At 37.7% G+C, this 21,653-nt stretch carries 14 protein-coding genes; 3 read left to right on the top strand and 11 right to left on the bottom strand.

Annotated features, from left to right (window positions below):
* Positions 1 to 7: 7 nt before the first annotated feature.
* On the bottom strand, positions 8 to 3,073 hold the full coding sequence (locus BLQ00_RS05815) for a TAT-variant-translocated molybdopterin oxidoreductase (protein WP_093141718.1): 3,066 nt from the start codon (positions 3,071 to 3,073) through the stop codon (positions 8 to 10).
* 27 nt (positions 3,074 to 3,100) lie between these two features.
* Positions 3,101 to 4,372 (bottom strand): c-type cytochrome, encoded by a 1,272-nt coding sequence (locus tag BLQ00_RS05810; protein ID WP_093141715.1) that lies wholly within the window; start codon positions 4,370 to 4,372, stop codon positions 3,101 to 3,103.
* A 225-nt stretch (positions 4,373 to 4,597) separates the two neighbouring features.
* Here BLQ00_RS05810 and BLQ00_RS05805 point away from each other — a divergent pair, with 225 nt between their 5' ends.
* Complete coding sequence (locus tag BLQ00_RS05805) at positions 4,598 to 4,984, top strand: SPOR domain-containing protein (protein WP_093141712.1); 387 nt, start codon at positions 4,598 to 4,600, stop codon at positions 4,982 to 4,984.
* 111 nt (positions 4,985 to 5,095) lie between these two features.
* On the opposite strand, the gene infB is transcribed toward BLQ00_RS05805, so the two are convergent.
* The 3 genes from infB to rimP all read right to left on the bottom strand — a co-directional run bounded on the left by infB (position 5,096) and on the right by rimP (position 9,730).
* Complete coding sequence (infB, locus tag BLQ00_RS05800; protein ID WP_093141709.1) at positions 5,096 to 7,960, bottom strand: translation initiation factor IF-2; 2,865 nt, start codon at positions 7,958 to 7,960, stop codon at positions 5,096 to 5,098.
* Between the two features lie 63 nt (positions 7,961 to 8,023).
* Positions 8,024 to 9,256: a transcription termination factor NusA gene (gene nusA / locus BLQ00_RS05795; protein ID WP_093141706.1), complete on the bottom strand. Its 1,233-nt coding sequence runs from the start codon at positions 9,254 to 9,256 to the stop codon at positions 8,024 to 8,026.
* A gap of 6 nt (positions 9,257 to 9,262) precedes the next feature.
* Positions 9,263 to 9,730: a ribosome assembly cofactor RimP gene (gene rimP, locus BLQ00_RS05790; RefSeq protein ID WP_093141703.1), complete on the bottom strand. Its 468-nt coding sequence runs from the start codon at positions 9,728 to 9,730 to the stop codon at positions 9,263 to 9,265.
* A gap of 159 nt (positions 9,731 to 9,889) precedes the next feature.
* Between rimP and BLQ00_RS05785 the strand changes: the two genes are divergently transcribed.
* Both BLQ00_RS05785 and BLQ00_RS05780 read left to right on the top strand, forming a co-directional pair.
* Complete coding sequence (locus BLQ00_RS05785) at positions 9,890 to 10,714, top strand: universal stress protein (RefSeq protein ID WP_093141700.1); 825 nt, start codon at positions 9,890 to 9,892, stop codon at positions 10,712 to 10,714.
* A complete protein-coding gene (locus BLQ00_RS05780) occupies positions 10,711 to 11,343 on the top strand; it encodes a hypothetical protein (RefSeq protein WP_093141697.1) in 633 nt (210 codons plus the stop codon). Before BLQ00_RS05785 ends, BLQ00_RS05780 begins: the two co-directional genes overlap by 4 nt.
* An 8-nt stretch (positions 11,344 to 11,351) precedes the next feature.
* On the opposite strand, the gene flxY is transcribed toward BLQ00_RS05780, so the two are convergent.
* Genes flxY through BLQ00_RS05750 form a run of 6 tightly spaced genes read right to left on the bottom strand, consistent with a single transcriptional unit; the run spans position 11,352 to position 21,572 of the window.
* Positions 11,352 to 12,641 carry a flexirubin biosynthesis putative acyl-CoA ligase FlxY gene (gene flxY / locus BLQ00_RS05775; protein WP_093141694.1) on the bottom strand — a complete coding sequence of 430 codons (1,290 nt, stop codon included), beginning with the start codon at positions 12,639 to 12,641 and terminating at the stop codon, positions 11,352 to 11,354.
* Complete coding sequence (locus BLQ00_RS05770) at positions 12,638 to 14,320, bottom strand: C45 family autoproteolytic acyltransferase/hydrolase (protein ID WP_093141692.1); 1,683 nt, start codon at positions 14,318 to 14,320, stop codon at positions 12,638 to 12,640. Before BLQ00_RS05770 ends, flxY begins: the two co-directional genes overlap by 4 nt.
* Positions 14,313 to 15,200 (bottom strand): cupin-like domain-containing protein, encoded by an 888-nt coding sequence (locus BLQ00_RS05765; RefSeq protein WP_093141689.1) that lies wholly within the window; start codon positions 15,198 to 15,200, stop codon positions 14,313 to 14,315. Before BLQ00_RS05765 ends, BLQ00_RS05770 begins: the two co-directional genes overlap by 8 nt.
* 5 nt (positions 15,201 to 15,205) lie before the next feature.
* Positions 15,206 to 16,750 carry a phytoene desaturase family protein gene (locus tag BLQ00_RS05760; protein ID WP_093141687.1) on the bottom strand — a complete coding sequence of 515 codons (1,545 nt, stop codon included), beginning with the start codon at positions 16,748 to 16,750 and terminating at the stop codon, positions 15,206 to 15,208.
* Positions 16,751 to 20,383, bottom strand: a complete 3,633-nt coding sequence (locus BLQ00_RS05755) for an MMPL family transporter (protein ID WP_093141684.1) — start codon at positions 20,381 to 20,383, stop codon at positions 16,751 to 16,753.
* A complete protein-coding gene (locus BLQ00_RS05750; protein WP_093141683.1) occupies positions 20,376 to 21,572 on the bottom strand; it encodes a DUF2062 domain-containing protein in 1,197 nt (398 codons plus the stop codon). The genes BLQ00_RS05755 and BLQ00_RS05750 overlap by 8 nt, the downstream gene beginning before the upstream one ends.
* Positions 21,573 to 21,653: the final 81 nt, after the last annotated feature.

Raw genomic sequence — 21,653 nt, 5'->3', positions numbered from 1 at the left:
AGTTGATTTAAACTTCGTTTGAATTTCTCACTTTCGTATGATAGAATACGTTAGGTTCAGTCCCAACAGATTCTAACAAGTGATACATTCTATTATTCTTTTTCTCTTCAAATACTTCGCTTGAATGATCATTGATATCACCAAAAACCATCGCACCAGTTCCACAAGCTGAAGAACAAGCTGTTTGGAATTCACTGTCTTTTACAGGTCTTCCATCACGTTTTGCCTTCAATATTGATAATTGTGTTTTTTGAATACACATAGAACATTTTTCCATAACCCCACGAGAACGTACCACCACATCTGGGTTAAGCACCATTCTTCCTAAGTCATTATTCATATGGTAATCAAACTCGTCATTCTCATTATACAAGAACCAGTTGAAACGACGCACTTTATAAGGACAGTTGTTTGCACAGTATCTTGTTCCTACACAACGGTTATACGCCATATGGTTTTGACCTTGACGTCCGTGAGATGTTGCAGCTACTGGACACACAGTCTCACAAGGAGCGTGATTACAGTGCTGACACATAACTGGCTGGAAAGCCACTTGAGGATTGTCTGAAGGATGCTCCATTGCAGTAAAATCTGACAATGAACTTCCTAAACCAGAAATATTTTCTTTTTTCTCTACATCACCTTCAAAAGATTCTACACTTGAATAGTATCTATCAATACGCAACCAGTGCATATCTCTACTCTTACGTATTTCATCTTTTCCAACAACAGGTACATTATTTTCTGCGTGACAAGCGATTACACAAGCTCCACATCCCGTACAAGCATTTAAGTCAATAGAAAGGTTAAAGTGATGCCCTACAGAACGATCAAAAGATTCCCATAAATCAGCATCCGGAGATGTTACTGGAATTTCTTGATGATCTTTTGAAACCATCGGCATTGGGTTCCATACAGAAGCATCTTTTGTATTGAATATTTCAAGGGAAGTTTCACGAATGATATCTCTTCCCATCATTGTATTGTGCAATTGAACACAAGCAAATTCGTGCTCTCCTGCAACTTTCTCTAAAGTAACATTTTGTACCTCAGAAAAGTTATTGTAAAGTGCATAAGCATTTACTCCTGTTTGCATTTCTTCTTGAATCGCAGCAGTTTTACCGTATCCTAAAGCCAAACCTACAGATCCTTTTGCTTGTCCTGGCTGAATTAAAACAGGAACTTTTTCTACAACTACATCGCCCATTTTCACATTTACATAGCTACCGTTAAGTCCACCATTTGCAACATGTGAGTTTTCTAATCCCATTGCTTCCGCATCGGCTTTAGAAACAGTAATATAGTTATCCCAAGATGCTCTAGATATTGGATCAGGCATCTCTTGCAACCAAGGATTGTTTGCTTGTTGTCCATCACCCATTGCGGTTTTGGTATAAAGCGTAAGCTCTAACCCACCATTTTGAAGTGCTGCGGAAAGTGCTCCGTGACCGGTACTGCTTTCCATTTCTTCGTGACCTTCAGTTGAAGGAGCCACTTCCATTTCTACTTCCGAAGTACTAGCAAAAACACCAGCTTCCAAAGCATTGTTCCAAGAGCTTCCGCCTAAAACTGAAGCCCAAGTATCTTTTATATAATCGTAATATTTTGTCGAATTACCTGTCCATTGCAACAAACAATCTTGAAATTGTCTTGTATTAAATAATGGACGAATGGTTGGCTGCATTAAACTAAAGTTTCCTTTCTTCAATTGTGCGTCTCCCCAAGACTCTAAATAATGAGGTGTTGCAGCAACTAATTGTGAAACTTCAGCAGTTGCACTTAACTTCATAGAAAAAGCTAAGGACATTTCTAGTTTTTTATACGCTTCGGTAAAAGCAGCACTATTTGGAAAAGAGTACACAGGATCAACTCCTACTGTAATCATTCCTTTCACAGCACCAGAAATAACACCGTTCATTACACGAAGTACTTCAGCTGCATTTCCTTGACGCATCATACGAGGTTTATCAGTATCCATCACGACACTTCCTTCGTTACACTCTAGCGCCATTGTTTGTGCAGCTACATCAGGAAGTCCTGTAATAACAACTCCTTTATTTCCCGCTCTCTTTAATTGCGTCTTTGCATTAGCAACAGCTGTTTGAATTGCTTCAGATAAATCTGAAACACTTCCATTCCCCGTTAATGCTTTTAAAACTTTTAATTGCTCTGATGGTTTTACAGGAACACGCTTATCTGCGTTTGCACCTGAAAGACTCATATTTGCTTCAAATTGAATATGGCGAGACATTTTTCCATTATTCGGAATACGACTTTTCGCGTATCCAGAATCAAAACCTCCACCTTGCCAATCTCCTAAGAAATCTGCTCCTACTGAAACAATAACTTCTGCTTTAGAAAAATCGTAATCAGCTAATGCACGAGTTCCGTATTTATTTTGAAAAGCATCCAATGCTTCCGAAGAAGAAACTGTATCGTACACTACGTGACGCACATTAGGATACTTAGCTGTAAATTCTTTAATTAATTTTGAAGTAGATGGACTCGCAAATGTTTGTGTAAGCAACACAACATCTTTCCCTGTCATCTCATTCATTTTCTGAGCCACTTTCGTATCAAACTCAGCCCAAGAAACTTCAGCGCCATCAACAAGAGGTGCTGTTAATCTGTTGTTATCATAAAGTGTCAATACAGATGCATGCACACGTGCATTCACATCTCCACCACTTGTAGATAAGTCGTTACGCTCAATTTTGATTGGACGACCTTCACGAGTTTTTACTAATACATTAGCGAAATCGAAACCATCTGCAATGGTAGAAGCGTAAAAATTAGCCACCCCAGGAACAATCTCGTCTGGAGCAACAACGTAAGGAATAGATTTAATTACGGGACCCTCACAAGCCGCTAATGAAGCAGCAGCTGTTGTAAATCCAACGTATTTTAAGAAATCACGACGCGTAGTTGAAGAAGCCTCAAGGGTTTCTTTATCTCCCAAAAACTCATCTGTTGGAATTGACTCCACAAATTCGTTTTGTTGCAAGGTCTCAACAATAGAGCTATTTTCGTTTAGCTCCTCAACACTCTTCCAGTATTTCTTGTTTGATGCCATATTGTTACTTGTAATTACTTTTGTTTTTTAATAGTGACATTTACCACATTCCAATCCACCCATTTGAGCGATTGTTAATTTGTCAACTCCATATTTTTTTGAAAGCTCTTCGTGAATCTTTTCATAGTATTCATTTCCTTCCATCACGACATTTGTCTCTCTGTGGCAATTAATACACCAACCCATTGTAAGTGGCGCAAATTGTTCTAATATTTCCATTTCTTCAACTGGACCGTGACATTTCTGACAATCTACACCAGCAACCGTTACGTGTTGTGAGTGATTGAAATATGCAAAGTCTGGTAAATTATGAATACGCGCCCATTTAACAGGTTTTGTATCTCCAGTATATTTTTGATTGGTTGCATCCCAACCTACAGCTTCATATAATTTTGCAATTTCAGCATCGTAGAAAGCTTTGTCATATCCATTCGCTAAATCTTCTTCACCGTTGTATTCTGAAATGTTCTTATGACAGTTCATACATACATTTAAAGAAGGAATACCTGATGTTTTACTTTTTCTTGCTGAAGAGTGACAGAAATTACAATCTATCTTATTATCACCAGCGTGTATCTTATGAGAAAAGTGGATTGGCTGAACCGGAGCGTATCCTTGATCAACACCAACCTGCATTAAGTAACCGTATGCAAAATATGCAGATCCTAAAATCAACACAATTGAAGTTACCATTACTAAGAATTGATTTTTAGCAAATGCTTTCCAAAGAGAATCTCCTTTTTGCTTTTCCTCAACTTCAACACCATTCGCTGCAGCAATTTTCTTAAGCGTACCTGTTACCAAGAACAACATTACCACCAACAACAAGAATACCAACGCAAGAGCACCTAATATGATGTTATTTGAAACACCTCCGCCAGATCCACCATCAGCAGTTGCTGTTGCAACAGCTACTTTCGGTTCAGGTTTTGGTTCGTTTGTATATGCGATAATATTATCAATATCTGCATCAGACAAAGCAGGGAAAGAAGTCATTACAGAATTATTATTTTCTGCAAACAAAGCAACTGCTTTGGCATCACCTGCCTTAATCATTGCTTGACTATCTTTAATCCAGCTATACAACCAAGCTGCATCATGTTTCTCAGAAACACCTCGAAGCGCAGGACCCGTAGCTTTCTTGTCTAATTTATGACAAGCCGCACAATTTGCATTAAACAATGCCTTTCCAGCAACTGGGTCTCCTTGAGAAAAAAGACTCGTTGAAAAAGTCAGCATTAGAGCCAACAAAAGAAGCGACAATTGAGAGGGTATATTTCGGAAATCGACCTTTTTCATACTAATGGTTAAATTATTGTCAATAGTTTGGAACGTAATTGGTTAGTATTTTACCTACATTAAAAATGCAATTACACGCCATAAATAACGGCACAAAAGTACATCTTTATGACCATTTTAGAAATGCAAATAATATGTTAACTATTAATTTATATTTATTCTAAATAATAAATTTGCACTTCTTAATGTTATTATCTTTTACATTTGCATTAAAGATTCAAATCTATGAAATTATTAGCACTTCGCAATTTATTTATTATCAGCTTGTTAACGCTGGTTTTTTCTGAAAGTATCGTAGCACAATCGGCAACGGTTACTGTACATGAAGATTCTAAAATTACGCAATTACTTCAACTCAAAAAAGAATTAGAGAAAGACAACAAACTATCGGACGGTTATACAATTCAATTGTATTATGGCGAACTAAACACTGCAAATTCTACCATAAAAAAATACAGAAATAGCTATGGTGCTTGGCCTGCGTCTATTGAATATGAAACGCCTAATTATAAAGTATGGGCAGGAAACTTCAGTTCGCGCATAGAAGCCGACCGTGCGCTGATCGAAGTTCAGAAAACATTTGGTTCTGCTTTTATTTTAAAGCGCAAATAGCAACCCATTACTTTCCGAAGAGAATAATAAAGTTAACTCAATAACTTATTACAAATAAAAAAAGCGATCTCCCAATGGGTAGATCGCTTTTTTTATGATGGATAAGAAATACTATTTCAATTTCTTCTTCACTGCTACTTCTTGAAAAGCTTCAATAATATCATTTTCATAGATATCATTATAGTTTTTCACTTGAATACCACAATCGTATCCTTTTGAAACCTCTTTCACATCGTCTTTAAATCGTTTTAACGAAGCAAGTTCTCCTGTGTACACCACAACGCCTTCTCGAATTAAACGGATTCCAGAACCTCTGAAAATCTTTCCGCTTAATACCATACAACCTGCAATCGTACCTACTTTAGATATCTTGAATGTTTCACGTATTTCGGCAGTACCTGTAATCTCTTCTTTCATCACTGGAGACAACATTCCTTCCATCGCATCTTTCAGGTCGTTAATTGCATCGTAAATGATAGAATACGTACGGATATCGATTTCTTCTTTATCTGCTATCTGACGTGCATTCCCCATTGGGCGCACATTAAATCCAATAATAATCGCATCGGAAGCGGACGCTAACAATACATCACTCTCGGTAATTGGCCCAACAGCTTTATGGATAATATTAACTTGAATCTCTTCAGAAGAAAGTTTTTGGAACGAATCTGTTAAGGCTTCAACCGAACCATCCACATCTCCTTTAAGGATAATGTTAAGCTCTTTAAAGTCACCTAATGCGATACGACGTCCAATTTCATCTAATGTAATATGACGTTGTGTACGCACCGATTGTTCACGTTGTAATTGTGTACGTTTGGTTGCAATTGCTTTAGCTTCGCGCTCGTCTTCAAATACATTAAACTTATCACCTGCCTGTGGCGCTCCGTCTAGCCCTAAAATAGATACTGGTGTTGAAGGTCCTGCTTCTTTAACGTTATTACCACGTTCGTCATGCATTGCTTTTACTTTTCCACTATTTTGACCTGCTAGTACGTAATCACCAACTTTTAAGGTTCCTCCTTGTACTAATATGGTTGAAACATATCCGCGTCCTTTATCTAAGAATGCTTCTACTACGGTTCCGTTTGCATGTCTGTTTGGATTCGCTTTAAGCTCTAAAAGCTCAGCCTCCAATAATACTTTTTCAAGTAATTCTGGCACTCCGGTTCCCATTTTTGCAGAAATATCGTGAGATTGAATTTTACCTCCCCAATCTTCTACCAATAAGTTCATTTGCGCCAAACGTTCTTTAATACGTTCAGGATTTGCATCTGGCTTATCTATCTTATTAATTGCAAATACAATTGGCACACCTGCTGCTTGCGCATGGCTAATTGCCTCTTTTGTTTGTGGCATAATATCATCATCTGCCGCCACTACAATAATAGCAAGATCGGTTACTTGAGCACCCCTTGCACGCATTGCGGTAAAGGCCTCGTGACCTGGTGTATCAAGGAAGGCTATTTTTTGACCATTCTTTAATTGCACACCATAGGCACCAATGTGTTGTGTAATACCTCCAGACTCTCCAGCAATAACATTTTCTTCACGGATGTAATCCAATAAAGATGTTTTACCGTGATCTACGTGTCCCATTACTGTAACAATAGGAGCTCTAGAAATTAAATCTTCTGGAGCATCTTGTTCTTCTTGTACTGCTTCTTCAATATCGGCAGTAATAAACTCTACCTCAAATCCGAATTCATCTGCAACGATCGACAATGTTTCGGCATCTAAACGCTGATTCATTGTTACCATCATTCCTAATGACATACAAGCTGAAATAACTTTTGTTACTGGCACGTCCATCATGGTTGCCACTTCACTTACAGTTACAAATTCTGTAAGCTTTAATGTTTTATCAGCATCTTGCAATGCTTGTTCGTCTTCCGTTTTTTGACGGTGACTATCTCTTTTCTCTCTACGGTATTTTGCCCCTTTTCCTTTTGAAGACTTTCCTTGTAATTTTTCAAGAGTCTCACGTACTTGTTTTTGTACTTCTTCTTCACTAGGCTCTTCCTTAGGGACATTTGTGCGTCCTCTACCTACAGAACCTCCACCAGACTTACGTGCTGGACCTCTATTATCTCTATTTCCAGGTCCGCCTCCTTTTTGAGGTTCCTTACTAATACGACGTCTCTTACTTTTACCTTTAGAGTTGTCATTTTTAGCATCCGGCTTTTTCTTTTCAGGTTTTTTAAATTGAGTAAGATCAATTTTCTGACCTGTAAAGTTAGGACCGTCTAATTTTTTATATTTTGTTTCAACCACACCCGTTGGAGATTCTGCCTCAGCAACAGGAGCTGCTGGTTCATCTTTCTTAGGGGTTGGTTCAGGTTTTGCAGCAACTTCTTTTTTAGGAGCCTCCTCTTTTGGTTTCTCAATAGTGGATTTATCCTCCTTTTTAGGAGTTTCTTTTTTCGCTTCAACCTTCGCTGTTTCTTCTTTCTTTTCAGCTTTCGGAGGAGTTACAGGAGTTTCCTCTTTAACGGCTGGTTTGTCTTCAGCTTTCTTAACTTCGGTTTTCTTAACCTCCGTTATCTTTTCAGTTTCAGCAGGAGCTTCAACCTTAGCAGGTACTTCAGGAGCTTTAACCTCTTCTGGCGCAGCCTTAGGCTTTCCAGTTTGAAGGTCAATTTTACCTACCTGTTTTGTGCCAGACAATTTAGCTTCAGCTTTAATAACGACTGGCGCTACTCGTTTCTGTTTCTCTTCAATTTCACGCTCACGCTCTAAACGAAGTTCTTCTTTCTCTTTGCGCTTTTCCTCTCCAACCTCTTTAGATTGTACCTTTTTGCTTTTATCCGTTTGAAATTCTTCAAACAGTACTTGGTACTCTCCATCAGAGATTTTAGTTGTTGGACGCGCCTCTATATCGTGTCCTTTGGAACTCAAAAATTCCACGGCACGATCTAGCGAGATATTGAATTCGCGTAGTACTTTGTTAAGTCGTATCGTTTTTACTTCAGCCATATAAATGCTTTCTCCTGTTTTCTGTGTATTAAAAAATTTGTATAAAAGTAATTAAACTTTCAACTACTCTTCAAATTCTTCTTTCAATATATTTATCACTTCCTGAATAGTTTCTTCTTCTAAATCAGTTCGTGACACTAAATCTTTAAAATCGTATTCTAAGACACTCTTCGCTGTATCAAGTCCAATTTTATGGAATTCTTGAATAATCCAGCTTTCGATTTCGTCAGAGAATTCGCTTAATTCTACATCTTCTTCTGCACCTTCTCTCAATACATCAATCTCATAACCAGTTAACTGACCTGCCAATCGAATGTTGTGTCCACCTCTACCAATTGCCTTGCTTACCTCTTCAGGGCGTAAAATTACTTCGGCACGTTTGGTTTCTTCATTAATCTTAATTGACGTTACTTTTGCCGGACTTAAAGCTCTTGTAATATAAAGCTGCAAGTTAGTTGTATAATTTATAACATCAATATTTTCGTTTCCTAATTCACGAACAATTCCGTGAATACGAGATCCTTTCATCCCAACACAAGCTCCAACAGGGTCAATACGATCGTCGTATGAATCTACTGCTACTTTTGCTTTTTCTCCAGGAATACGCACTACTTTTTTAACCGTGATTAAACCGTCAAATACTTCTGGAATTTCTTGTTCAAACAATTTCTCCAAAAATACAGGGTTTGCACGAGACAATATAATAGTTGGTTTATTTCCTTTCAACTCAACACTTTCAATAATTCCACGAACGTTATCTCCTTTTCTGAAGAAATCTGAAGGAATTTGTTTTTCCTTCGGAAGAATTATCTCATTTCCATCATCATCCAACAAAATTACAGCACGGTGACGAATATGATGTACTTCCGCAGTATAAATTTCTCCCTCAAGCTCTTTAAAGTGCTTGTATATGTTTGTATTGTCGTGTTCGTGTATTTTTGAAATTAAGTTTTGACGCAATGCTAAAATTGAACGACGCCCAAGATCTATTAACTTTACTTCTTCGGAAACATCCTCGCCAATTTCAAAATCTGGCTCAATTTTTCGCGCTGCACTTATTGAAATTTCTTCGTTAGGATCTTCTACCTCACCATCTGCAACTACAATTCTATTTCTCCAAATCTCTAAATCTCCTTTATCTGGATTGATAATAATATCAAAATTATCATCACTTCCGTACTTCTTTTTTAAAGCATTTCTAAAAACATCTTCTAGTATCGCCATAAGCGTTACTCTGTCAATCAGTTTATCGTCCTTAAATTCTGAAAACGAATCAATTAACGCTAAATTTTCCATAATATTTTAGTTAAATTTTACCATCACTTTTGCTTCAACAATCTCTTTATAAGGTAGCACGGCTTCTTTCTGAACAGTAACTTTTCCTTTTCCTACAGGTTTTGGCTCTCTAGCTTTCCAAGTAAGTGTTACTTCTGTATCTGTTACATGAGTAAGCTCTCCTTCTATGGTACGGCCCTCTAGTGTTTTCACTTTCAAGCTTCTCCCTAGATTTTTTTTGTATTGTCGTGGAATTTTTAATCCTTCAGAAATACCCGAAGACATCACTTCTAACGAAAAATCTTCCTCTTCTCTATCTAAGTTATTCTCGATAGCGCGACTTATCGCAATACAATCTTCCACTTTTACTCCAGAATCACCATCCAGTATCACTGTAATTTTATTACTTTCAGAAATAGACAAATCAATTAAAAATAGTGATTCGTTCTCCTCTAATGCTGCTTCTAGCAGTTGTGTTACTTTTCCCCGCATCATTTTTTACTATAAAAAGAGGGGACTTTACGTCCCCTCTACTTGTTGTGTATCAAATTCTTTGCAAATATACCAATTTTTTTTAATATTAAAAAACCACTTCTACCCATTTTATTTTTGTACCTTAATACTATCAATTTTAGTATCAAATCAAAAAAACATATGAAACGTATTTTAGTTCCTACAGATTTTTCTTCTCAAGCAGAAAATGCCTTAAAAGTAGCCGCAGAACTTGCTTTAAAACACGGCAGCGAAATTTACTTATTACACTCTTTAGAAATGCCTTTAAGCATTGGGCGTGGCGCAGATCCTAGCAATCTTCCCGAATCGCTTTTTTTCATAAAACTTGCTGAAAAAAACTTTTCAGAACTACTCGAAAAACCATACCTGCAAGAAATTGATGTACATGAAGCTATTGGGCATGATGAAATTTACAACGACATTAGCAATACTGTAGAAAAAAACAATATAGACCTAGTTATTATGGGGTCTCATGGCGCAAGTGGTTTTAAAGAAATGTTTATTGGAAGTAATACTGAAAAAGTAGTTCGAACCTCTACAATTCCTGTATTAGTGATTAAAAATGCACATGCCTCTTTCGAAATTAATGATTTTGTTTTTGCTACCGATTTTTCTGAAGAATGCCGTTGGAGCTTTAATGAAGCCCAAAAATTTGCAAAAAACGCTGGCGCTAAAATGCACTTGCTTTTTGTAAATACTCCTAGTGATTTTAAAACAACACTTGAAGCAAATGAGATTATGAAGAACTTTGTAAGTGGAATGGGAGCAGAAAATTACACACTTAATATTTACAACGATACTTCTATCGAAAAAGGAATTTTACAATTTGCCAAAGACACAAAAGCGCAACTCATAGGGATGAGCACACACGGAAGAAAAGGTATCTCACATTTTTTTAATGGAAGTGTTAGTGAAGACTTAGTAAACCATGCCAATATGCCTGTAATTACGTTTAGAATTCAATGATTCGATTTTTAAGTTTATCTATTTCAGTTTTACTTTATAGCTGTGGTACGCCTTCAAAATCCTCCGGACCAATTATTGGAGGCGGAAACGAAACTGTACATACGGAAGTATCTAACACCTCAGGAACCCAAACAGTTCATCAGGAAATTCCTTTAGAAACAATTAGCACACTCCCTAAAGGCGCCGTTTTGGGTGATTTTAGAGGAGATGCTACTCCGTTTTACGCACAGGTTTCACATGTGGACCGCGCTAATGAAACAACGTTTGTTTCTTTTGAAAATAATACGTGTCCGCAATTAAAAATTCCAAAAACGCATGGCGGAATCGTATCAAAAGTAATGCTGGAAGGCTTCGACAGGGAATTAATTCTACTCACAGCAAAACTGAAAGACCCGAATTTTAATAAGTATTTTCTGTATGTTTTTCGAAATAATGAATGGAAACCCGTAATGAATGGATTTGCAGTTCATAAAAGCAACCTCCCTGAAATAGAACAAGTCATTGCTATCAATCCAAAGAATCCAAATGAAATACTTCGGAATTACTCTGTATTCGATATAGATGAAACGAGCGAATTAGGGTATACCTGGCGTCTGCTTCAAGAAAGTGTACCTATAGAGAATAGGTGATTTTGAGTTTATTTCCGTAAGTCAACAATTGGAATGGGCTTTCTGCTCATGGCTGGGAATCGAATTTTGTCAATTTCAGCCAGGCTATGGAATTCAATTTTTGGCGTCACCCTAAGTTTTGCCCGAACGTGATTTTTAAGCTCATTCAATAATGTTTCCGAAGCACTTTCCGAAGCAATCTTAATACAAATCTCATCGGTTCCTAAACTATTGTGATAGATCTCAATTACAAAGGCATCTATCGCGCTAAACTGGTTTAACACATTGAAAATCGCAGGTGGATACAAGGTAGTTCCCTTATATTTAATCATTTGTTTTTTTCGACCAACCACAGGTCCCAAACGCATGGTATTTCGCCCACAATCGCAATTTCCAAAATACGCTTGTACCATATCGCCCGTTTTAAAACGAAGCAAGGGCATCGCTTCTACACCGAGGGTTGTAATTACCAACTCGCCAATACCGCCTTCCGCAACTGGTTCCTCGTTTTCGTCCAACACCTCAGCAATAATTAGTTCTGGATGATGATGCCCTCCTACATGCTGTTCACACTCGTTAAAAGCAGTACTCATCTCGGTAGAGGCATAGGTTGAAAACAACTCAATATCCCAAGAGGCCTTAATTTTTTTAGCCAATACATTCAACGAAAAATCTTCATTGCGAATAGGTTCTCCAATACAAATCGCTCCTTTTACACCTGTTGTACTTAAATCTATGTTGTGCTGTTGTGCAAATTCGATGAGTTTCAGCAAAAAAGAAGGCACGCAAATTAAATAACTAGGCCGAAACTTTTGGATAGAATCCCATTGCAATTCGGGAACCCCAGAACCCACTCTTACAATTCCTGCACCTAATTTTCTAGCCCCTAAAAAATACGCCAAACCTGCCATGAAACGGCGATCCATCGTAGTCATTAATTGTAAAATATCGTCTTCGCCTACTCCTGCACACGCAAATGAAATCGCTTCATTGTACGCCAAACGCTCCAAATCGGTATCGGTTAACGCGAAGGTTACAGGGTCGCCTAAGGTACCGGAAGTGGTTACATAATCAATAATTTTTTTCTTTGGAACACACAAAAAGGCATCATTGTTTTTTTGTAAGTCGTCTTTGGTCGTCACCGGGATTTTAGAAAGATCTTCTAAGGCTGTAATCGCATCGATCGCAATGTTCTTCTCCTTAAATACTTGCTGATAATAGGCCGAATGTTGCGAAACATACTGCAGTATTTCTTTCAGTTTTTGTTCCTGAAAGGCCTTTATTTCGTAGGAAGCTTTTTTTTCTATTTCAGGAATCATTGTGTTGCTTTTCGAATTGATTTTTTAAGATACTTCTCTACTCGTTCGCGATCTGGAACGGTAGTTATCTCTTTCTCTTTTGCCTTTTCAAATGCTTTTGCTGCTTCTGAAAATTGTTTGTGTTCATAATAATAGTAGCCTGCAAGATAGTATGCTTTCCAATATTCGGGGTTATAATTTTGTAATTCTGAAAGTTTTTTGGCTTTCAACACCGTTTTTTCTTCAATAGCCGCTTCTACTTCTCGTTCTAAAACGCGATACGCTTCATATTTTTGAAAGGCTTCCGAAGTCGCAAAAGGATCTTCAGCTATGGTTAAATTTTTAGATGCTACCGACTCTTCTGAAGGGGTTCCATCTCGATTTTTAAACACCTCGTTTAAATCGTACGCCACAAACTCACCCAACTGATACGGATTGGTCGACACCCAAACTCTTAATTTTTCAGGCTGAAATACAATGCCGTGATGCGCTAATAATTGGTTCAATGCTTTTTCGTTTCCGTAGCCAATTGGTTTATCGTTCAACCCTTCTTTGTTCCGTAAAATAGCCACTGCCTTTGTCGGATTCAGTTTATTTTCTTCGGAAAGTAACTCTTCCATACGATCGTAGCGATACTGCGAATGACTTTCGGCAATCTGTTTAATGTTCCGCTTGTCTTCTGAAAACGCGTCACTCTGAAAATGATTGGAACACACCAATTGATGCTCATTCGGAACGTCATACACCCCTAATTTATGTGGAGAAACTTCAATAAGCGCTGCTTCTTTATCGTTGGCACTTCCTATAAATATCGCTTCCGAAACAAATACTTCTCGCTTTTTCGCAATTTCAATCGCTTCCGCGATGGTAGACGCATATTGTAAAATCTCTCGTGTTACTAACGAAATAGGCGTTTTAGCAGTTAGCGGAATCTTAGATTTTCCTGCGTTAATCGTAACTGTAAGTCCTTGATCGTTCATTCCAGACACAACGCCAATCATGCCTCCCCAAGTAACCGACATAAATTTATACCCTTCCGAAGGATTTACAAACGCCACAATTTTCTCTTCCGCAAAAGCATCGCCTGCGTAAAAATCGAAATTACGTCCAATGAGCAGTTCCCCGTCTTCTGTTTTAGCATCCCAAACCGCAAATGACGAACAACCCACCAACGCCAAATCTTGCAGGGCGTGTCCAATATCGTGCGCACTGTGTAAATACAAGGCTCGAAGATACGGTGGTGCAATGCTATTAAACGTGTCTGAAGAATACTGAGATACACCATAAATCTCGGTTTTGTATTCTTCGGTAACGTGTTTGTACATCTTCCGATTGTAGTATTTTAAAAAGCTTCGCAACAAGGCTTGTTTGGTTTTGGAAGGCACTAAATCGTTCACTTTAGATAAAAAGACTTTTTCTTGCTTCTGAAGTAATTCTTGAGTTAGACTTCCAATAGCCATTCCTCTCTCTAAAGGATTTCCTTCTACATACAATTCCCAAAGTCCGTGTTTGTTTTTGGTTAAAAAATTAGCTCCAAGTACAAAGGTAGAATCTGATATCTGGGTTCTTTCAGGAAGGTTTACGTGATAGTTACCTACATCTGGACGGTCCTTTAGTGATTTTGAAATTCCACAAGACGTCAATACAAAAAGAGTACAAAGTCCTCCTAAAAAATATAGAAAATAGTACTTGTTACGCATGACTCTTTTGACGTTTACGAACCTTCTCATTAGTGGTTCTTAAAATCCGTGCTTCCTTACGATCTACCCATGTTTGACCCCATAGCTTTCGCATGATATTTTCAAAAGGGCGCATCACAAATACATTGCCAAGCATTTTTACCAAACGCACTGGGTGTCGAGGCAATGCACGTAATGTAATCGAAAAACCGCCGTCTAGATATTTTATGTAATGCCAATAGCCACTTGGCATGTAAAGGGCGTCGCCGTGTTTCATTTCGACCTGAATTCCTTCCAAATAGTGTAATGCTGGATAGGTTTCAAAATCGGGATGGTCTAAATCGATGGTTTCTAAATTATGAACCGCAAATGGCACTTTATACAAATACTTGGTTTGTTTGGGCGAAAACAAAGTCACACTTTTATGCCCGTGAAAATGAAAATGCACCAAATCTGACAAGTCCATATCGTAGTGCGGCAATACTTTAGAACCGCCTCCGCCAAAAAACATCACCGGCAAACGTTTAAAAAACTTGAGTCCGATGTCTGGATACTTTATATCTTTTAATAATTCTGGCAAGTTGTCTAAAATATTAAAGAAAAAGATACGAAGATCGGTAGGTTGTGTTTTTAGCAGTTCCAAGTAATCGTAGAGCTTCATTTCTTTAACGGGCGCTGCGGAGTTTTGTTTCCCTTTGGTAGGTTCGCTATTGTACAAAGGAACAATTTGATCCCCTCCGTGTTCTTGAAAGTACTCTAAATTCCATTTTGTATAAGCACCCCAATCTTTGGTTAGGTTTTCGATAAGCACAGGACGCTGCGGTTTGTAGTATTTTTCTACAAACTCCTTTTTGGTAATACTCTGCACCCTTTCAATAGGTATTGTCTTAATTTGCCCCATGAAACTTAGACTTTTACTTCTTTCTTATTCGCTTCTTTAACTTTAGATACCAAATATTCACTTCCTAAAAGCAATGAACAGGTCACAACCCCACTAATTGTAACACCTAAAATACCGTGCATATTCAAGCTTTGTCCTGTGAAATAGAGGTTTTTAATTTTTGTTCTTGCTGAAATAAACGATTTTAAAGGGTTGTTTGCATCTTTTACATATCCATACATAGAACCACGGTTGCTTCCTATATAATCACGATATGACAAAGGGGTTGAAGAATACACCGCCTCAATACAATCGCGAATGTTTGGAAATTTCTTCTCTATTTCAGTTATAAATTGCTCTTCTTTTTCTTTTTTGAATTCGTCGTAGGTTTGGCCGCGTTCATTTTTATCGGCTGCGGTATTAAACGTACCTTCCCAAGGTTTCATTTCGTCGAAATTCATATAAGTCATTGCCGTCAAATTGTCGCCGTAGCCATCTGAATTTTTCTTGATTCCCATAGAAATCATATACGCTCTTGGCCAATTTTCTTGCGTATAATTAAACGCATCCCAAACAGCATCTTCATCTTTATAATGGTAATAATTCTTGTTTAGGTATTCAAAAGTGCCTGGCTTTAACACCAAATACAACGTGAAAGCTGCCATCGTACTTTCAATATTTTTAATTCTTGAAACATACGATTTTCGGAAACTCCCTTCACCAACCATCTGTATGGTTAGTTTCGGTTCTATATTCGAAATAAAAGTATCTCCTTTAATTTCTATACCATTGGCTAGCGTTACTGAAGCTACTTCTCCATCGATAAGGTTAAACGTTGTTACTTCGTGACGTTTGTACGCTTCTCCACCTGCTTCTTTTAATCGCTTCAACAATGCTTTGGTAATCTGACTTCCTCCATTGACACACCGATACGAACTTTCAATGTAACTGTTCACAGATAAAGCATGCACATAAAAAGGAGTTCGATCTGCTTCTCCTGCGTATAGCAAATTACTTCCTGAAAGTACTGCTCGTAGCTTTTTATTAGTCGTTACCGAATCGATATAATCTTTGGCAAAGATTTCAAAGACCTTCGTATCTTCATAATAAGGTTTTCCCACTTCTACCATATACAGCGGAAACTGACGACAGGTTTCTTTCAATTTATCACAGTAGGTATGGATGGCTTTTTCTTCTTCTGGAAACTGTTCTACTAGATTTTTAATGAAATTATCGTAGCCTTGGCCGTGTCTGTATTCTACCGTATCATCATCAAAGGTGATAATATCAAATCCATTTTGATCGAGTTGTTTGAGCTCGATATCATCTATAATTCCTAAATACTTAAAATATTGATAGAGGTTTTGCCCTTCGGAAAGTCCTCCGATATAATGAACTCCCGTGTCAAATATTGTTTTGTTTCGAACGAAGGTTTGAAGATTTCCTCCAAACTGATTGTTCTTTTCTAATACACAAACACTTTTCCCTTCTTTGGCAAGAATAATAGCAGAAACAAGACCTCCTAAGCCACTTCCAACAATAACAACATCATATTTCTCTTGATACTTCAACTATTCTTCTGTTTTTTTAAAGATACTAAGTTTATGGTTTTGAAAAACAATTTGAAAGTCTAAATCTGAAGACTTCTTAACATCATTCAACAATGCTGTAGCACTTTCCGAAGCATTTAAAATATAAAAATGTCCAGGAAAATCCAATGCCTCTTTTTCAGAAGCAGCAAACGTTAATCGCTTGTAATGCTCGGTTATAAAACTATTTTCAACAATCACTCTCACCTCTTCATCTTCGATGTAGGTACAAATTTTACGGTCGGTACTATCTAGCATCAACAAGAAGTCTAATACACCCTTGTTCTCAGAAAGATTTACAATACTGGCGTTTTTGGGCAATGTATCCATCACCGTTTTATACACCGCTGCGTTTGCTTTCAAGTCGTTTTTAACCCATGCATACAAAGCATCTCCCTTGTACCGATACTCTAATTTTATCAAATCATGAAAGTACGTTTCCCCTTCAATATCGTTTCGTAATGCTTCCAATTCTGTTCTAAAATAGGCGCTGATACGCTTTGTTCTATCCTTGTAGGTTGTTCCAAACGTGTCATTTCCCGAAGTAATTCGATCCAAAATTTTAACGGTAATACTTCCATTTCTAATTACAAAACTGCCCTTCGGAAGTACTTCAGAGTTCCCATGAATAAGCACGGGAATAATATCTAAACTCAATTTCTCCGCAAGAAAAAAGGCGCCTTTGTGAAATCGTCTCACCTTATTGGTCGTAGAACGCGTCCCTTCTGGAAATGCCATTAACGAATAGCCTTGCGCAACTTTTACCTGCAAATGCTCTACGCCATTGTCAATTCCGTTGGAGACAGGATAAAAACCTGCCAATTGCACTGCTTTTCCGAAAATAGGCGAATTATACACCCAATCGTTCACCAAGAAAATGATTTTAGGATGCAACATTCCGATTGCCAAAATATCTAAGAACGACGTATGGTTCGCGATTATAATTCCAGGCTTTTCAAAGGTTTCGTTTCCTACATTAACGATTCGTTTTTTAACAAAAGGGTTGGTGTATAAAACAGATTTCATAAATTTCGAAATCACTTTATGAAAGCCCAACATTTTCACTTTTTTGCTCAGTGGAATCAACGGCATTAACAACACACTAAAAATAGAAAGACATAGTCCGCCCAAGCCGTAATACAGAAACGAACCAACCGAGTGTAGTAGCAATCGCAACGAAATAGGTCGCTTTGTTTTGCTTCCTATAAACAGTTTAAACAGTAAGGGTTGTATGGTAAAAGAAACCAACATCGCAGCGAAAATCCCGATGATAGAAACGACCGAAATTGAATACAGCGCAGGATGTTTTGCGAAAATTAAAACACCAACCCCTAAAATAGTGGTGATTACCGATAAGATAATCGAGGTTTTATGAGTCGCCAACGTCTTCTCACCTGTTTCGTTTTCTTTAAGCATTCCATTCGTAACAAAAATGCTGTAATCGATTCCGAGTCCGAAAATAAAGGTGGAAATAATAATATTAAAAATATTGAATTCAAGTCCGAAAAGTCCCATCACGCCAATGGTAATGACCCACGTCAAAAAAATTGGAATTGCCGTCACCAAGGTTAGTGAGAAGCTTCTAAAAAACAACAGCAACAAAATAAGCACCACCAAAAGCGAATAGCCTATTAAGTCGTTAAAGTCATTTTTAAGATTCCCCAATAGAGTTTCGTTCATCGCTTGTCGATCGATAAGCAATGTGTTTGGGAGGTCTTTAAAGGTTTCTTTTACTTTTTCAGAAGTACTTTCTCCTACTTTTACCAAGCTTGTAACCGTTGTGAAATCGTCTTTTTCCGTTACAAAATCGTCTATCGAGAAGGAAGTAATTGCACTGTAGTCTGAAACTTGTAAAGGTTCAAAATCTGATTCCAACAAGGTATAAAACTGTTTGAACGTTGTGGGTTTAAATCCGAAGGTGGCCCCACTTTCAATTAAGTTGGTTTGTGTCTTCTGAAAGGTTTCAGGATTCCAAAATTGTTTCCACTGCGCTATTTTTTGTTGCTGAATACCTTCAGAAAAAAGAATAGCTCCAATCGAATTATAGCTTGTAATTTCGTTGCGTTCTTTCAGCAATTGAAGCTTTTCAAAAATCACATCATTCGCTGCAAGTGCCTCTTCTGTGGTCTTTCCGAAGCCCACCAAATACATCGACTTTAAATCTATATTGGTCAGCGTTTCGAGATGTTCTTTCGCTGCCGTAGCCGCTGGGGGTTCAAAGTTAAGCTTTGAAATGTCTTTATTGAAAACAACGTTGTTATACGTAAAAGCACTCACCAAAACCAACAATGCGATTCCGCCAACCAACCATTTATTTTGATGAAACTGGTAGGAAGCAATGCGATCTAACAAGGTGTTTTTACGCTTTTTTGAAGTTCCTCCTTTGTACACCTGCGGAATGAAAAGCAATGCAAAAACTGAAGCCCCGATGACACTAACCGCTGCAAAAATCCCTAAATCCTGCAAGGCTTGAGAGTCTAAAAACAGCAAACATAAAAATGCCAAAGCCGTGGTAAGACTGCTCATTAAAATGGGCAATGTGATGTCTTTGTAAAGACTTTTAATGGTTTCGTTATTTCGAATGTGCGTTAGTATGTGTAACGAATAATCGAGTGTTACTCCCAAAAGTACGGAGCCAATTCCCAACGAAATGGCTGAAATCTGACCTCGAACCAAATACAAAACCGCTACCGACAACAACCCTCCAAATAAGGTAGGTGTGAATAAAATGAGCGGAATTGTGAGTTTTCGGTAGAACAGAATAAAAATCAAAACAAGGACTGAGAGTGCAATCCCTACCGTAAACTGAATGTCTTTCTTAATTTGTTGTGCATTGGCAACCGCAATTAACGCAGCTCCAAAATACTCGCTCTCTACTTTTTCTGAAAAAGCCGTATTTACCTTTTTCTGAATTTCATATAATCTATCTGCAAAAAGTGCATTTTGAGCCGTTTCGCTGGACGGAAAAGTGGGTGTTATAAATAGCAATACGTTTTGCTCGTCCTTACTGACTAAAAAGCCATTTTTAAGTGTAAATTGATCATTAAGACCGATTTGTTGTAGTTTTTGTAATGCCAAAAAGGAAATTCCTAAGGGGTCGCGACGTATCGTTTTCTTGGCAATGATTCCGGAAGGTGACAATAGCATTTTATAATTTGCCTCCGTAATGGCTGCGATGCTGTCTTTTTGAAGTTTGGCTTCAATCTTTCGATAATCGGTATCTTCTAAAAATATAGGCGCATTGTAATACAGAAAATCGAGGGTCGAATCGATGGCATCTTCTTTTACAATTCCTTGAATGTTTTTTATGTGTGTGGGGATTTCTTTCTGCAGACTGTCCACAAGCACACTTGCGTAATTGGTCAAATCTTCGAGCGTTCCGTTGGGTTGACGTTGAATATTTACAATAATCTTATCGGTAAAGTTTACCGACGCCAATACTTTTTGAACTTCTTGGGTTTTACTATTTGTGGGAATAAGTTTGGTAATATCCTCTTCAAATTCAATTTTTGAAGCTAAAAATCCGAGGAAAGCAATCACCACTAAAAGTGCCCCTAAGCTCGCTATGCTATTTTTTTCAATAAACGTATATGCGTTATAAAACAGCTTATTCATGTACCAAAAGCTTTTGTTTTCCTTGTACAATAGAAAGAATGAGAAACCCTAAAAGTCCTACTACAACTGAGGCGACTAATGCTAACGAAAAACTTCCCACGATGTACGTTTTAAGGTGTTTTAGCACTTCAAAGTTTTCGGTCATTTCTTCCATCGTATACGAATACTCAATGCCTAAAACAAACTGTCCCATTTTAGAACTCGCGTATAAAACAAATGGAATGAACGGCGGTAAACTTACATTTGAAAATGCAAATGCGATGGCTTTATTTAGTTTAAAGAGTATGGCTAAAAAGATCACGATAAGGGTATGAAACCCCCAAAACGGAGACAACCCAATAAACACACCTAAGGCAATAGACAATGCTTTTTTTCTTGGCGAATCGTCATTTCCGAGCAAATCTTCCATAACAAAACGCTTCAACCCTTTTTTACGGTATTTTCGATACAAATCTCGCGGTTTGATATAGAGAAAAGTAACAATCACAAACCAGGTATTTAAAATGCTAATGCGCGTAAAATCTTTAAACGGTCTAAAGTGAGAAACGCGTTCTGTTTCATCGTACAACACATTTACAGGAACATTTTTCACGACGGTTCCGCTCCATGCGGCTTTTACGATGACTTCAATTTCGAACTCAAATTTTTTAGTGTAAAACTTTCGTTTTTTCAATTCCTGAATTGGGTACAATCGGAAACCAGATTGTGTGTCGTCTAAAGAAGTGCCTGTTTCAAACCAAAACCAGAAGTTTGAAAATTTATTTCCGAAGCTGCTTTTCTTAGGCACCCCTTCTTGCGTCATGTTTCGCGCACCGATTAGCAGGATGTTTTTCTCTTCGGAAGCTACTAAGGCATCGACAAACACAGGAATATCGGACGGAAAATGCTGTCCATCACTATCAATCGTAATGGCGTATTGGTAGCCTAACTCGACTGCTTTGTTAAATCCTATTTGAAGCGCATTCCCTTTTCCTTTGTTTTTGGGTAGGTGTATTTGGGTCAGTTGCGGATAGGCTTGCAAAATAGTTTCGGTACTATCGGTAGCACCATCGTTTACAACAATAACAGCGTTGGTGTAGTTTAAAACACCATCAATAACACGCTTCAATGTCTTGTGATTATTATACGTAGGAATAATTACACAGCATTGTAAATCGGTTAACCGTTGTTTGGTTGTTGTATTGTCCATTAATTTGTAGCTGTTTTTGTTGGTAAAAGCAGCTGAATTTCACGTTAGTTGAATCGCGTGTAAAAATATACATTCGCTATC

The sequence above is a fragment of the Ulvibacter litoralis genome (assembly GCF_900102055.1).
GTDB lineage: Bacteria > Bacteroidota > Bacteroidia > Flavobacteriales > Flavobacteriaceae > Ulvibacter > Ulvibacter litoralis.
Note: the sequence above shows the minus strand (reverse complement) of the source record. Positions and strands in the feature narration are given on the sequence as shown.

What these genes read in the sequence shown, in the direction of transcription:
- BLQ00_RS05755 (WP_093141684.1), bottom strand. Translation starts at nt 20,383, where the DNA reads ATGAATAAGCTGTTTTATAACGCATATACGTTTATTGAAAAAAATAGC.
- BLQ00_RS05785 (WP_093141700.1), top strand. Translation starts at nt 9,890, where the DNA reads ATGAAACGTATTTTAGTTCCTACAGATTTTTCTTCTCAAGCAGAAAAT.
- BLQ00_RS05815 (WP_093141718.1), bottom strand. Translation starts at nt 3,073, where the DNA reads ATGGCATCAAACAAGAAATACTGGAAGAGTGTTGAGGAGCTAAACGAA.
- flxY (WP_093141694.1), bottom strand. Translation starts at nt 12,641, where the DNA reads ATGATTCCTGAAATAGAAAAAAAAGCTTCCTACGAAATAAAGGCCTTT.
- BLQ00_RS05780 (WP_093141697.1), top strand. Translation starts at nt 10,711, where the DNA reads ATGATTCGATTTTTAAGTTTATCTATTTCAGTTTTACTTTATAGCTGT.
- nusA (WP_093141706.1), bottom strand. Translation starts at nt 9,256, where the DNA reads ATGGAAAATTTAGCGTTAATTGATTCGTTTTCAGAATTTAAGGACGAT.
- rimP (WP_093141703.1), bottom strand. Translation starts at nt 9,730, where the DNA reads ATGATGCGGGGAAAAGTAACACAACTGCTAGAAGCAGCATTAGAGGAG.
- BLQ00_RS05810 (WP_093141715.1), bottom strand. Translation starts at nt 4,372, where the DNA reads ATGAAAAAGGTCGATTTCCGAAATATACCCTCTCAATTGTCGCTTCTT.
- BLQ00_RS05770 (WP_093141692.1), bottom strand. Translation starts at nt 14,320, where the DNA reads ATGCGTAACAAGTACTATTTTCTATATTTTTTAGGAGGACTTTGTACT.
- BLQ00_RS05765 (WP_093141689.1), bottom strand. Translation starts at nt 15,200, where the DNA reads ATGGGGCAAATTAAGACAATACCTATTGAAAGGGTGCAGAGTATTACC.
- BLQ00_RS05750 (WP_093141683.1), bottom strand. Translation starts at nt 21,572, where the DNA reads ATGGACAATACAACAACCAAACAACGGTTAACCGATTTACAATGCTGT.
- infB (WP_093141709.1), bottom strand. Translation starts at nt 7,960, where the DNA reads ATGGCTGAAGTAAAAACGATACGACTTAACAAAGTACTACGCGAATTC.
- BLQ00_RS05805 (WP_093141712.1), top strand. Translation starts at nt 4,598, where the DNA reads ATGAAATTATTAGCACTTCGCAATTTATTTATTATCAGCTTGTTAACG.